Below are 13,203 nucleotides of genomic sequence, written 5' to 3' on the forward strand. Positions count from 1 at the left end.
TATTCTGGATTGGCATACCACCCATAACGCAGAACGGAACCATCATGACGACGTCCCCCACCTTGCCAGGCATCCTGTTTGTCTGGACCAGCGCCGACCCGGAGCACGAACGCGATTTCAACCGCTGGTACGACCGCGAACACGTGGAAGAGCGCGTGCGCATTCCCGGCTTCGTCAGCGGCACGCGCTACCAGAGCGTGCGCGGCCCGCGCAAATACCTGGGCCTGTATCGCACCGTGTCGCTGGGCGCCTTCCAGACGCCCGACTACTTCAAGGCCTTCGGTCACCAGACGCCATGGTCGCTGACGAACTTGCAGCGCATGGTCGACCCGATGCGCCGTGTATGTGCCATCGAGGCGGAAACGGGCATGGGCACGGGCGCCTGGCTGGCCGTGCTGCGTCTGGGCGCGCCAGCCATCGGCCAGGACGCGCAAGCCGTGGACGCCATGGCCACGCTGGGAACGAAGCTGCTGCAGATCGACGGCGTGATTGCCACGCGTCTGCTGACACCGGACGCGAATCTGTCCGGCCCTTTGCCGGCGGAACGGACGGAGGGCCGCGTGCTCGACCCGATTTTCCTGATCGATGCGTCGTCCGAAAGCGCCGCCATGGCGGCCGCCAATGCCGCCAGCGCGGCGCTGGGACTCGATGCGGAACAGGCGGCCATCCTGCAACTGTCCTGGCAATTGCGCGAGGCGGACCTGCACGCGGCCTGACACGGCCGCGCGCATCTTGCCGGCACCGATAACACGAGACACGGGCCACGGCGCAGGGCAAAGCATCCTGCGCCGGGCCTGCAATAAAACTGACGAGAGAGGTAGGCTATGACCACATATACGAACGCTGCGCATCCGGCAGCCCAGGCACCGGGCGAGAAGGCCACGACGGCCAAGACGGGCCGCCTGGCCACGGCCAGCATGGTCGGCACGACCCTGGAATGGTATGACTTCACCGTCTACAACACCATGGCCGCGCTGATCTTCAACCACCTGTTCTTTCCTTCGTTCGATCCGCTGACGGGCACCATCCTGGCCTTTTCCACATATGCGGTCGGCTACATCTCGCGCCCCATCGGCGGCGTGATCTTCGGCCATCTGGGCGACAAGCTGGGACGGCGCTGGGTGCTGGTCGTGACCCTGATGCTGATGGGCGTGACGACGGGCTTGATGGGCCTCTTGCCGACGTATGCGACGGCCGGCATCTGGAGCCCCATCCTGCTGGTGGCGCTGCGTTTCGTGCAAGGCATTGCGCTCGGTGGCGAATGGGCGGGCGCCGTCCTGATCTCCGTCGAACACGGGGCGCCGGACAAGCGGGGACGCAACGCCTCGTGGACGCAGGTGGGACCATCGTTCGGCACCTTGCTGGCGACCGGCTGCATCGGCTTGATCACGTACCTGCTGCCGCATGAAGCATTCATGGATTGGGGCTGGCGCATGCCGTTCATCGCCAGCCTGCTGCTGGTGGCGTTCGGCATGTGGATACGCAGCGGCATCGAGGAAACCCCGCTGTTCAAGGAACTCGACCAGCAGGATGCGAAGGCGGAAGCGCCGATCGGCGACGTGCTGCGCGTGTACTGGCGCCGTTTGCTGATCGCCGGCGGCGTGCGCATCGGCTCGGACGTGCTGTATGCGCTGGTGGTGGTGTTCACCCTGACGTACGTGACGACGGTGCTGCACCTGTCGTCGACCCTGGCGCTGACGGCCATCATGGTCGGCACGGCGTGCAATGCGCTGGCGGTGCCCGTGTTTGGCGCGCTGTCGGACAAGATTGGCCGCCGCCCCGTGTATGCGCTGGGCGCCATCCTGGGCTTCGTGTGGGCGTTTGCCTTCTTTACCTTGTTAGACACGGCCAGCCCGGCCGCCATCGTCACGGCCGTCGTCGTGGGCCTGGTCATCCACGCCATCATGTACGGCCCGCAAGCGGCATTCGTCATCGAACAGTTCCCCACCAAGGTGCGCTACGCGGGTTCCTCGCTGGCCTACACCCTGGCCGGCGTCATCGGCGGCGGTTTCGCGCCGCTCGTCATCGCCAGCCTGTACCGCTCATATAACAGCACCGTGGCCGTCTCGCTGTACGTGGCGGCGGCCTTGCTGATCACCGGCGCCGCCGTCTTTGCGGCGCGCGAAACGGGCCGCGGCCCTCTGGAGGAATAACATCATGACGACATTGCGTTTTCAACTGGCTGGCTACGGCCCCGTCACCTTCGACATCGATCACCTGATCATCGCCGGCTGGACGGGCCGCGACATGGCGATGGTGGAACTCCATATCGCCGAACTGGAAGCCATCGGCGTGGCGCGCCCGAAAAGCGTGCCGACGTTTTACAGGGTTTCGGCGGCATTGCTCTCGAGCGACGCCGCGATCGAAGTGCCGGGCGGCGATTCGTCCGGCGAAGCGGAATTCGTGCTGTTTTCCACGGAATACGGCCTGCTGGTGGGCATCGGTTCCGATCATACGGACCGCAAGGTGGAAAGCTATGGCGTGACGGTATCGAAGCAGATGTGCGGCAAGCCCGTGGGCGATACTCTGTGGCGCTATGCCGACGTGGCCGGCCACTGGGACCAGTTGCAGATGCGCTCCTGGCGCGAGCGTGCCGGCGTGCCGGCCCTGTACCAGGATGGCCCCGTGACGCGCATGCTGTCGCCGGAAGACCTGATTCAGCGCTACACGGGGCAGGCCAGCCTGCCCGTGGGCAGCGCCATGTTTTGCGGCACGCAACCGATCATCGGCGAGATGGGCCATGGCGACGCTTTCGAGCTGGAGCTGTATGATCCAGCCTTGCAGCGCCGCCTGCAGCACCGCTATGCCGTGCAAACCCTGCCCGTGGAAGGATAAAGCAATGACCAAGACCATCCGAGAACTGGCGGCCGACCTGGCCGCCGGCAGCATCACCAGCGTGGCGCTGACACAGCAGATGCTGGCGCGCGCCGAAGCGCACCGGGCGCAGGGCGGCCATGCCTATGTCAGCCTCGATGGCGAACAGGCGCTGATGGAGGCGCGGGCCAGCGATGCGGCGCGCGCCGCCGGCATCGTTGCCTCGCCGCTGGCCGGCGTGCCCATCTCGATCAAGGACCTGTTCGACGTCAGGGGGCAAACCAGCAGCGCCGCCTCGCTGGCGCTGGCCGGCGCGCCGCCTGCCGTGGCCGATGCGGGTGCCGTGGCGCGCCTGCGCGCGGCCGGCGCCGTTCTGCTTGGGCGCACCAACATGAGCGAATTCGCGTTTTCCGGCCTGGGCTTGAATCCCCATTACGGCACGCCGCGCAATCCGCTGGACCGCGAAAGAGTGGCGGGCGGTTCCACCTCGGGCGGCGCCGTGACGGTGGCGCTGGACATGGCGGCCGGCGCGCTGGGCACCGATACGGGCGGCTCGATCCGCATCCCGTCCGCCTTTTGCGGCTTGACCGGTTTCAAGCCGACGGCCGCTTCCGTGCCGCTGGCCGGCACGGTACCCTTGTCGCGTTCCCTCGATTCGGTCGGCCCCATCGCCCATAGCGTCGACTGCTGCGCCATTCTGTACGCGGCGCTGTCGGGCCATGACATCGGCGCGCAGGCGCCAGCATTGAAAGGCTTGCGCTTCGGTTTTACCCTTGATTACGTCGGTACGCACGTGGAGCCGCAGGTGCAGCAGGCTTTCGATACGGCGCTGGACCAGCTGCGGCAAGCGGGCGCCCTGGTGGAGCAATTCGATTTCCCCGAATTGCTGGAGCTGCCGGGTATCAATGGCGGTGGCGGCTTGGTGGCGGCGGAAGCCTGGCGCTGGCACAGGGAGCTGCTGGAAGAGAAGGGCGCGCAGTACGACCAGCGCGTGGCGGCGCGCATCCGCCGCGGCCAGCACCAGGGTGCAGCAGACTACATCGATTTGCTCGATGCGCGTGCGCGCCTGATCGCCACCGCGGAGCAGCGCCTGGCGCCATTCGACGCCTGGCTGATGCCCAGCGTAGCCATCGTCGCGCCGCAGGTCGCGCCATTGGAATCGGATGACGCCACCTTCTTTGCCACGAATGGCCTCGTGCTGCGCAACGCCAGTGTGATCAACTTCCTCGACGGCTGCGCGCTGTCCCTGCCATGCCATGCGGAAGGCGAGCTGCCCGTGGGGCTGGGCATTTGCGGCCTGGCCGGCGCGGACGGTCAAGTTCTGCAAATCGGTCGCGCCGTGGAGGCGCTGTTGCGCGGGAGTAAAAAAGAATAGTGCCGTAGTGCAGGAAAATGCCAACTCTGTCATGATGGCTGGCATTAACATGGGAAAGTCGCGCTTCGGGCGCCGGCAAACTTCATACTGTGCACCGATACGACCTGATTAGCTGTCATGACTGCGGCGTGCTGTACCGCAAACGTCCGCTGCGTCCCCGCGAAAAGGCGCGCTGCATCCGTTGCCGCTCGGTGCTGTACCGGGGCGCCCATGCGCGCGGCGCATCGGCCGAATTGACCAAGGTGGTGGCGCTGACCCTGGGCGCCGCCTTCGTCTTCCTGATCGCCCAGTTTTTCCCCATCGTCGAACTCGACGTCAATGGCCTGACGTCCAGCGCCACCTTGCTCGGTTCCATCCGCGTGCTGTGGTACGAGCAGATGCACATCGTGGCGACGATGGTCTTCCTGTTTACCATCCTCTTTCCCGCCATCGAGCTCGGTTCCCTGCTGTATGTGGCCCTGGGCTTGCGCGGCGGCGTCAAGGTGCCCGGCTTTAACCGCGTGCTGCGCGCCGTGCAGACGGCGCGCGAATGGGGCATGACGGAGGTGCTGATGATCGGCATCCTGATCACCGTCGTCAAGATGACCAGCCTGGCCACGGTGCTGCCGCAACCGGGGCTGTTCGCGTTTGGCGCGCTGACCCTGATGCTGGCCATCGTCGTCTCGTTCGACCCCAAGGCCCTGTGGAACCTGGGCGACGACCTGACCCGCCAGGCGCTGCCCGGCATCCGCTACAAGGCTTTCGCTCCGGGCGAGAAGGTGCTACCTTGCCATGCCTGCGGCCTGGTGGCGCCGCCCTTGGGCAAGGGCAAACACCTGGCGTGCGTGCGCTGCGGCACGGCCCTGCACGTGCGCAAACCGGACAGCATCAATCGCACCTGGGCCTTGCTGATCGCCGCCATGATCCTCTACATTCCCGCCAACCTGCTGCCCGTGATGGTGACGCAATCGCTGTTCGGCGCGCAGGACGACACCATCATGAGCGGCGTCGTGCTGTTCTGGACCAGCGGCTCGAAGGGCCTGGCCATCATCATTTTCATCGCCAGCGTGGTCGTGCCGATGCTGAAACTGGGCGTGCTGGCGCTGCTGGCGTTCACGGCGCAACGGCGTTCGCGCTGGCGGCCGCGCCAGCGCACCATTTTGTACCGCATGGTCGAATTCATCGGCCGCTGGTCCATGCTCGACATCTTTGTCGTCACCCTGACGGTGGCGCTGGTGCGCTTCAAGTCGCTGGCCGTGATCACGGCCGGACCCGGCGCGCTGGCCTTTGGCGCCGTGGTGGTGCTGACCATGCTGGCGGCGATGCAGTTCGACCCGCGCCTGATCTGGGACCCCGTGGACGACAAGGCGGCCGAGGATGAAAAACGCAGCAGCGCGGCAAATACCGGAAACAATACAGTGATTGGAGAACAGCATGGCTGACAAAGAAACGGGCGACCTTGCCGAAACCGGCGCACGGCCTTTGCCCGAACCCGATGTGGACCCGGCCAGCCGCTGGCTGCCGTCGCTGGTGTGGCTCATTCCGCTGCTGGCCGCGCTGATCGGTGCCGGCCTGGCCGCCAAGTCCATCCTCGACCAGGGACCCACGGTGACGGTCAGCTTCAAGAGCGCCGAAGGCCTGGAGCCGGGCAAGACCAAGGTCAAATACAAGGATGTCGATATCGGCCAGGTGCGCGCCATCACCCTGGGCGACGACTTGAGCAAGGTGCTGGTGACGATCGACATGAGCAAGGAAGCGCGCCGCTTCGCCACCGCCGATTCGCGCTTCTGGGTGGTGCGCCCGCAGATCGGCGCCAGCGGCGTGACGGGCCTGGGCACCTTGCTGTCGGGCGCCTACATCGGCGTCGACACGGGCAAGTCGGAAGCCAAAAAGGAGAATTTCGTTGGCATGGAGAGCCCGCCCGCCGTGGCCGGTGACCAGAAGGGCAAGCTGTACACGCTGCATGCGGACAGCCTCGGCTCCGTCGACGTGGGCTCGCCCCTGTTCTTCCACCGCCTGCGCGTGGGCAAGGTGGTCAGCTTCGCGCTGGACAAGGATGGCAACGGCATCACCATGTCGGTTTTCGTGAACGCGCCGTACGACCAGTTTGTCGGCAAGGATGCGCGCTGGTGGCATGCCAGCGGCGTTGACGTGCGCCTCGATTCGAACGGCTTCAAACTGAATACGCAATCGCTGGCCGCCATGCTGGTGGGCGGCATCGCCTTCGAGGCGGAAAACGGCCGCAAGCCCGTCGAACCGGCGCCGGCCGGCACCAACTATCGCCTGGCGGCCGACGAGGCCAGCGCCATGCGCGAGCCCGATGGCGAGGCGATCACCACCGTGTTCTATTTCGACCAGTCCCTGCGCGGCTTGCAGCCCGGCGCCACGGTGGACTTCCGCGGCATCGTGCTGGGCGAAGTGCGTTCGGTGGGCATCGAGTTCGATCCCGTGAAGAAGAACTTCCGCATGCCCGTCACCGTCAACCTGTACCCGGCCCGCCTGGGCATGCGCTTCAAGGCCGCCGTCGACGATGAGGAAGGCTCGGCCGGCCACCAGCTGCTCGAACGCATGGTCAGCCGTGGCTTGCGCGCCCAGCTACGCACGGGCAACCTGCTGACCAGCCAGCTGTACATCGCGCTCGACTTCTTCCCGAAAGCGCCGAAGGTGGCGCTCGATCCGAACAGGTACCCGCTGGAAGTGCCGACCGTACCGAATACCCTCGATGAATTGCAGACGCAGATCGCCAGCATCGCCCGCAAGCTCGATCAGGTGCCGTACGCGGAGATCGGCAATAACCTGAACGCCACCATCAAGCAGGCCAATACCCTGTTCAAGCAGCTCGATGGCCAGGTGGTGCCGGAAATGCGCGACACCCTGACGGCGGCGAAACAGACCTTCGGCTCGGCCGAACAGGTGCTGCAAAAGGATTCGCCGCTGCAGTCGGACGTGCGCCAGGCCTTGCAGCAGCTGACGCAAACCCTGCAGTCGCTGAACGCGCTGTCGGATTACCTGGAACGTCACCCCGAGTCCCTGATCCGCGGTAAAAAAGGAGATGAAAAAAAATGATGAAACCGATTTTTTCCGCACTGCTGGCGGCCAGCCTGCTGGGCGCCTGCTCCACGCCCCAGCCCGAACATTTCTATACGCTGAGCGGCGGCGCCGACGCGCAGCCGGCCAAGCCCGTCAAATACTATGTCGAGGTGCTGGCCGTCAGCGTGCCGCAACAGGTGAGCCGCAACCAGTTTGTCGTGACGGCGCCGTCGGGCCGCATCGAATTGCTGGAGCAGCAGCGCTGGGCGGGGCCGCTGGCCGGCGAGATCGGCCAGGCCCTGTCCACGGCCGTGACGAACGACCTGGGCGCCATCGATGTGTTCCGCACGCCATACCCGGACAAGCTGCCCGTGTACCGGATCAGCACCAATGTGCAGCGTTTCGAGTCCGTGATGGGGCAGTACGCGCTGATCGATGCCGTGTGGAGCGTGCGCCAGCTGGCCAGCAACAAGGTGGTCACGTGCCGCACGATCGCCAATGAAAAAGTGGGCGCCGGCTACGATGAACTGGTGCTCGGCCACCGCCGCGCCGTGAACCGCATCGCTGCCGATACGGCAAGCGTGGTGCGTGCTTTTGACAGCGGCAACGCCGCCTGCCCGGCCGCCTGAGACGCTTTCCGCTACCCAGTCCCGGCGGCCGCTGGTAAAATGCGGCCATGGGAATGACCTTGTTCACGCGCCGCTTTGCCGCCTGGATCGCCTGTTTCGCGATCCTGCTGGCGGCGCTCGCGCCATCGATTTCCCAGGCTGTCGCCAACGCCAAGCAGGAATCCGGCTCCGGCTGGGCGGAAATTTGCTCGGTGGCCGGCATCCGTTTTGTCCAGCTTGGCCAGGCCGGTGGCGGCGCCGCCGATGAAAAATCCGGCGGCAAGGCCATGCAGATGGAGCATTGCGCCTTCTGTTCCACGCATGCGGGTTCCGTCGGCCTGCCGCCGACCAGCCCCGTGTTGCCGCTGCTTGTGGCCAGCGGCACGGCCATTTTCCCGTCCCTGTACTACCAGTCACCCGCACCGCTGTTCATCTGGTCCACGGCGCAGTCGCGCGCGCCGCCCGTTCTCGCCTGAGTTTTTGCATTTTCAATGCTGGCGCTGTCCACCTTGCGGTGTGACGCGCCGCATCCGCACACTTAGACGAGAATCACATGAACAAGAAACTGTTGGTGCTGGCCGCTGCCATCACCGTGGCTTACCCGTGCGCGCAGGCGCAGCAACCTGACCAAACCGACCACGCCATCGACACCGTCGTCGTTTCCGGCTCGCGCGCGCAATCGTGGCTGTCCGAGACGCCGCAAGCGATCGGCGTCGTCAATGCCAAAACCCTGGAACGCGACAAGCCCAAGACCATGGGCGATATCCTCAACCGCATCGCCGGCGTGTACTGGAATGACCTGGGCAACGAGCAGCACAGCATGAGCATCCGCCAGCCCATCGGCACGAATGCCGTCTACCAGTACCTGGAAGACGGCATTCCCATCCGTCCGCTGGGCGTCTTCAACCACAATTCTCTCAACGAGATGAACATGGCGGGCGCCGGCGGCGTGGAAGTGGTGAAGGGCGCTGCCTCCTCGCTGTATGGCAGCAATGCCGTCGGCGGCGCCGTCAATTTCCTCACGGCCGGCGCCAGCGCGACACCGACGGCAAGCGTGGGCCTGCGACGCGATAACGTGGGCGGTTACACGCGCTACGACACGGCCGCCAGCGATACCTGGGGCCCGCTGGGACTGCGCTTTTCCCATTACAGTTCGCGCCGCTCGCGCGACAACTGGCAAGAGTACAGCTATGGCGACAAGGATTCGTTCTCGCTGCGCGCCGACTATGCGCTCAGCCCCACGTCGCAGCTGCGCGCCACCATCGTCCACACGGATCTCGATGCGGCCATGACGGGCAGCCTGTTCGAGAACGACTACCGCCGCAATCCCGGCAAGAGTCTGAACACGTTCACCTACCGCAAGGACAGGAGCACGCGCATGAATCTGGCGTGGGAAGGGCAGACGACGTCCAATGGCACGAGCACCGTCACCGTGTTTACGCGCAAGAACGACCATGGACAGCTTCCCGCGTATTCCATCGGCAGCTGCGCGGGCATGCTGTGCAAGGGCGTCATCAACAACAACCACGTCGATTCACTGGGGCTGGACGTGAAGCACCAGCAGGAATTCGCCTGGCTGCGTTCGCGCCTGATCGCCGGCGTGTATGTCGACAAGAGCGACAATCCCTTTGTCAGCGATAACCTGTCCATCGTGCGCGATGCGGCCACGGGCCGCTACCTGCGCTATACCCTGGCCAATGCCAGCAATCCGCAGGGCGTGCGCGACTACCGGACGGACATCCTCAACACGGCCGTCTTCGCGCAATGGGAGTTCTCTCCGCTGCCTGGCACGCGCGTGGTGCTGGGCGGCCGCTCGGACGCCATCCGCTACGATTACCACAACCAGCTGGCGCCCGGCGGCAGCGTCCATTACGGCGCGCCCGACGAATCGCGCAGCTTTTCGCATGTGAGCCCGAAGCTGGGCGCCACCTACGCCATCGGCCATGCGGGCAGCGCATATGCAAACGTCAGCCAGGGCTTTACGCCGCCCGAAGTGAGCCAGCTGTATGGCAAGACGGGCATCGCCGACCTGCAGCCGTCCGTCTACAACAACTATGAGCTGGGCTTGCGCTGGGCTTTCCTGCAAGGACGGCTGAAACTCGATACGGCCCTGTACCGGCTTGACGGGCGCGACACCATCGTCAGCTATACCGTGTCGCCGGGCAACAGCGAAAACCGCAATGCGGGGCGCACGCGCGGCGAAGGGCTAGAACTGGGCCTGAACTACGACAGCGGCCCGTTCGACGCGCGCTTCGCCACGGCCATCGCGCGCCACCGCTACCTGCGCTACCAGGTGTCCTCCGTTCTTGATTACAGCGGCCGCACCATGCCGCAGGCGCCGCGCGACATCACGTCGTTCGAGGTCGGCTACAAGCCCGTGGCTGGCGCGCGTATCGCGCTCGAAGCCGTGCACCAGGGCCGCTACTGGATGAACAACGCCAACACGGTGGAGTACAAGGGCCATGCACTGCTGAATGCGCGCGCCAGCTATCAGCTCGCGCGCGGACTGGAAGCGTGGGCGCAGGTGCGCAACCTCGCCGACAAGCGCTACGCCGATTCGGCCAGCAGCAGTTACGCGGGCACGGGCAGCTACGTAGCCAATACGCAGAACCAGTACACGCCCGGTGCGCCGCGCAGCGTGATGCTGGGCCTGTCCTATACCTATAACGGACTGTGAGGACGGCCATGGACGATTTCACCTTTCTCATCGCGCGCCGCAAAAGCCTGTACTGGCGCATCCACTTCTGGGCCGCGCTGATCGCCTCTCCCTTCGCGCTGGTGGCCACCCTGACGGGCATCCTGTACGTGTTCACGCCGCAGATCGAGGCAAGGCTGTACCAGCAACTCGATCATGTGGCGCCGCAAGCGTCCATGCTGCCGCTGGACGCGGCCGTGGCGGCAGCGGAGCGGGCCGCGCCGCGTGGCTGGACGGTGCAGCACGTGGTGCCGCCGTTTCAGCAGGACGATGCGGTGCAGGTGGCGTTCGCACCGCCCGGTGGCGCGCACGATGAACATGCGGGCCATGGGATGTCGCTGCCGGCCAAGCCGAAGTTCGGCCTGCCCGCGCAAGCCATCATCGTCTACGTGAACCCTTACGATGCGCGCGTGCTGGGCAGCCTGGCCAGCAGCGAGCGCTTCGGCAACTGGGCCAAGAAACTGCATTCGCGCCTGCTGCAAAACGATGGCTGGCGCTGGATGATCGAGCTGGCCGCCAGCTGGCTGATGGTGATGCTGGTGACGGGCGTGGTGCTGTGGTGGCCGCGCGGCGCGCAATCGGGCTTGCCGAAGCGGGGCGCGCAGGGCCGCAATGGCTGGCGCCAGTGGCATGCGTTTCTCGGCGTGGCGCTCGGTATCGTCAGCGTCGTGATCCTGACGACGGGGCTGACGTGGAGCCAGCAGGCGGGCGCGCGCATCCGCGCGCTGCGCGACGTCAGCGGCCAGGCGCCGCCGCCCGTGCCGCGCGGCCTGCATTCGCGCGAGGAGGGCGCGCCGCTCGACTGGCAGGATGCGTGGCAGGTGGCGCGCAGCCATGCGCCCGCCATCGCCGTGCAGCTGACGGCGCCGGCCAGCCAGGACGATGTGTGGCGCGCCACCATGGCCGACCGCAGCCAGCCCACCTTGCGCTTCGACCTGCAATTCGACGCCTACAGCGGCAAGCCTTTGTACTATGCGGGGTGGGAAGCGCAGACGGCGTTCGGCAAGGCCACGGCCATCGGCATTCCGTTCCACCGCGGCGAATTCGGCTGGTGGAACCAGGCCTTGCTGCTGCTCTTTGGCGCCAGCGTGCTGTTCTCGCTGATATCGGGCTGGGTGATGTTTTTCAAGCGGCGCTTGCCAGGCTCGCTGGGCTTGCCCAAGCTGCTGCCGGGAGCCTGGAGCTCGCCTTCCTCGCTGGCCTGGCTGGCGGCGGCCGCCATGTGCGCGCTGATGCCGCTGCTGCTCGTTTCCGGCGGCATGTTGCTGCTGCTGGAGCTGGTCCTGGCGACGGGCTGCGCGCGTATGGGCTGCATGCGACTGCGCCAGAATGAAAGGCGCGGCCAGGCTCGTTGCCACAGGCCGCACCTTTGCAATGGCTGAACATGATATTCATCGATTTCCCCGCCTTGTCCGCGCTGGCCATCGCTTCTGCCACGATTACCAAAAAATGCAGCTGTTGCGCCGTCCCGCTCGACGCCTGGCAGCGCCTGCCTACCTCGCTGGAGCTGGACCGCTTTGAAGAAGTCGGCACCCTGCGCGAAGACCCGTACGAGGAACCGACGTTTGCCGAGTACCACCCGCACGGCACGCGCTACGACAGCATCGATGCGCCCATCGCACCGCGCTACTATCCGGCCAACCTGAGCCAGGTGGCCCGCTGCCTGAACTGCGGCCGCCACTACCTGCGCTACAACGAGGCGGGCGGCTATTTCACGGAACTGCGCATCCGCGCGCTGCGCCCGGAATTGTTGGCCGACGCCGCGTAGTCATCGCTACAGGCTTTCCTTGACGTGCGCGATGCCGTGTTCATCGTAGATCGAGTACACGGCGGCGAGAATGTTTTCCAACTCGGGCGAGCGGTCCCTATGCCGCATGCTGAATAAGATGGGCGAGAACGCATGCTTGTCGTCCAGCTTGCGGTACACGACGTTCCGGTGATGCATGGCTTGCACGCTTTCCGGCACGATGGAAATGCCCTGGCCGGCCGCCACCAGTCCCATGGAAATCTGCAGCTCGCGCACTTCCGTGACGGGACCCGGTGTGACATTGCCTTCGCTGAACATGGCCAGCACCTGGTCGGCAAAGCTGGGGCGGGGCGCTTTCGGATACACGAGCAGGGTTTCGTGGATCAGGTCAGTCAGGCGCAATCCGCCTTCGCCCTTGGCCAAGCGGTGGCCGGGCGGCAGGGCCACCACCAGCCGCTCCTCGCGCAGCAGAATGCGGCGGATGCTGGGGTCTTCGCTTTTCAAACGCCCGAAACCCACGTCGATGCGGCCTTCCTTCAGGGCCTTGAGCTGCTGCACCGTCGTCATTTCATGCAGGGTCACGTCGACCTCGGGATGGCGCTCGCAAAAACGGTGCACGATGTCGGGCAATTCTCCATACAGGGTCGAGGCGACGAAGCCGATCGACAGCGTGCGTTCCAGCTTGCCCACGCGCTGCGTCATCGCCTGCAGGTCGCGCACCTGGTCGAGCAGGGGCCGCGCATGGGCGAGGAAAAACTCGCCCGCTTCCGTCAGCCGCAGCGGCCGCGACCCTTTTTCGATCAGCGCCACGCCCAAGGTTTCTTCCAGCTGCTGCATCTGCCGGCTCAACGGCGGCTGCGCGATGTGCAGGCGCGCGGCGGCCCGCGTGAAGTTCCTTTCCTCTGCGACCGCAACGAAGTAGCGCAAGTGCCGTAATTCCATCTTCATACCTTTC

The 13,203-nt window shown here is 65.6% G+C and carries 12 protein-coding genes; 11 read left to right on the forward strand and 1 reads right to left on the reverse strand.

Going from position 1 to position 13,203, the window contains the following annotated elements:
• Positions 1 to 44 precede the first annotated feature (44 nt).
• From AC4BCN_RS06540 to AC4BCN_RS06590, 11 genes are all read left to right on the forward strand, one after another.
• On the forward strand, positions 45 to 716 hold the full coding sequence (locus tag AC4BCN_RS06540; RefSeq protein ID WP_490492835.1) for a hypothetical protein: 672 nt from the start codon (positions 45 to 47) through the stop codon (positions 714 to 716).
• A gap of 108 nt (positions 717 to 824) precedes the next feature.
• Positions 825 to 2,153, forward strand: coding sequence for an MFS transporter (locus AC4BCN_RS06545; protein ID WP_490492836.1), 1,329 nt, complete (start codon positions 825 to 827; stop codon positions 2,151 to 2,153).
• A 4-nt stretch (positions 2,154 to 2,157) separates the two neighbouring features.
• Complete coding sequence (locus tag AC4BCN_RS06550; RefSeq protein ID WP_490492837.1) at positions 2,158 to 2,835, forward strand: DUF2848 domain-containing protein; 678 nt, start codon at positions 2,158 to 2,160, stop codon at positions 2,833 to 2,835.
• A gap of 4 nt (positions 2,836 to 2,839) precedes the next feature.
• Positions 2,840 to 4,189, forward strand: coding sequence for an amidase (locus tag AC4BCN_RS06555; RefSeq protein ID WP_490492838.1), 1,350 nt, complete (start codon positions 2,840 to 2,842; stop codon positions 4,187 to 4,189).
• A gap of 128 nt (positions 4,190 to 4,317) precedes the next feature.
• Positions 4,318 to 5,610: a paraquat-inducible protein A gene (locus AC4BCN_RS06560; RefSeq protein ID WP_490492839.1), complete on the forward strand. Its 1,293-nt coding sequence runs from the start codon at positions 4,318 to 4,320 to the stop codon at positions 5,608 to 5,610.
• Positions 5,603 to 7,234 (forward strand): PqiB family protein, encoded by a 1,632-nt coding sequence (locus AC4BCN_RS06565; RefSeq protein ID WP_139090131.1) that lies wholly within the window; start codon positions 5,603 to 5,605, stop codon positions 7,232 to 7,234. The genes AC4BCN_RS06560 and AC4BCN_RS06565 overlap by 8 nt, the downstream gene beginning before the upstream one ends.
• A complete protein-coding gene (locus tag AC4BCN_RS06570; protein ID WP_070303397.1) occupies positions 7,231 to 7,827 on the forward strand; it encodes a PqiC family protein in 597 nt (198 codons plus the stop codon). The genes AC4BCN_RS06565 and AC4BCN_RS06570 overlap by 4 nt, the downstream gene beginning before the upstream one ends.
• A gap of 47 nt (positions 7,828 to 7,874) precedes the next feature.
• Entirely contained in the window at positions 7,875 to 8,282 is a 408-nt protein-coding gene (locus tag AC4BCN_RS06575) for a DUF2946 domain-containing protein (RefSeq protein WP_485882556.1), read from the forward strand.
• A 77-nt stretch (positions 8,283 to 8,359) separates the two neighbouring features.
• The gene (locus AC4BCN_RS06580) at positions 8,360 to 10,483 is read left to right on the forward strand and encodes a TonB-dependent receptor family protein (RefSeq protein WP_485882554.1); all 2,124 of its coding nucleotides are present in this window, start codon (positions 8,360 to 8,362) and stop codon (positions 10,481 to 10,483) included.
• Between the two features lie 8 nt (positions 10,484 to 10,491).
• Positions 10,492 to 11,883 carry a PepSY-associated TM helix domain-containing protein gene (locus AC4BCN_RS06585; RefSeq protein ID WP_490492840.1) on the forward strand — a complete coding sequence of 464 codons (1,392 nt, stop codon included), beginning with the start codon at positions 10,492 to 10,494 and terminating at the stop codon, positions 11,881 to 11,883.
• A 2-nt stretch (positions 11,884 to 11,885) separates the two neighbouring features.
• Positions 11,886 to 12,269: a hypothetical protein gene (locus tag AC4BCN_RS06590; protein ID WP_456148604.1), complete on the forward strand. Its 384-nt coding sequence runs from the start codon at positions 11,886 to 11,888 to the stop codon at positions 12,267 to 12,269.
• 6 nt (positions 12,270 to 12,275) lie between these two features.
• On the opposite strand, the gene AC4BCN_RS06595 is transcribed toward AC4BCN_RS06590, so the two are convergent.
• Complete coding sequence (locus AC4BCN_RS06595) at positions 12,276 to 13,190, reverse strand: LysR family transcriptional regulator (protein ID WP_046685653.1); 915 nt, start codon at positions 13,188 to 13,190, stop codon at positions 12,276 to 12,278.
• Positions 13,191 to 13,203 lie beyond the last annotated feature (13 nt).

This window comes from Janthinobacterium sp. Bl 1, from assembly GCF_058215535.1.

Coding starts and splice junctions, on each gene's coding strand:
- AC4BCN_RS06590 (WP_456148604.1), top strand. CDS start 11,886: ATGATATTCATCGATTTCCCCGCCTTGTCCGCGCTGGCCATCGCTTCT.
- AC4BCN_RS06580 (WP_485882554.1), top strand. CDS start 8,360: ATGAACAAGAAACTGTTGGTGCTGGCCGCTGCCATCACCGTGGCTTAC.
- AC4BCN_RS06575 (WP_485882556.1), top strand. CDS start 7,875: ATGGGAATGACCTTGTTCACGCGCCGCTTTGCCGCCTGGATCGCCTGT.
- AC4BCN_RS06595 (WP_046685653.1), bottom strand. CDS start 13,190: ATGGAATTACGGCACTTGCGCTACTTCGTTGCGGTCGCAGAGGAAAGG.
- AC4BCN_RS06585 (WP_490492840.1), top strand. CDS start 10,492: ATGGACGATTTCACCTTTCTCATCGCGCGCCGCAAAAGCCTGTACTGG.
- AC4BCN_RS06555 (WP_490492838.1), top strand. CDS start 2,840: ATGACCAAGACCATCCGAGAACTGGCGGCCGACCTGGCCGCCGGCAGC.
- AC4BCN_RS06540 (WP_490492835.1), top strand. CDS start 45: ATGACGACGTCCCCCACCTTGCCAGGCATCCTGTTTGTCTGGACCAGC.
- AC4BCN_RS06545 (WP_490492836.1), top strand. CDS start 825: ATGACCACATATACGAACGCTGCGCATCCGGCAGCCCAGGCACCGGGC.
- AC4BCN_RS06565 (WP_139090131.1), top strand. CDS start 5,603: ATGGCTGACAAAGAAACGGGCGACCTTGCCGAAACCGGCGCACGGCCT.
- AC4BCN_RS06550 (WP_490492837.1), top strand. CDS start 2,158: ATGACGACATTGCGTTTTCAACTGGCTGGCTACGGCCCCGTCACCTTC.
- AC4BCN_RS06570 (WP_070303397.1), top strand. CDS start 7,231: ATGATGAAACCGATTTTTTCCGCACTGCTGGCGGCCAGCCTGCTGGGC.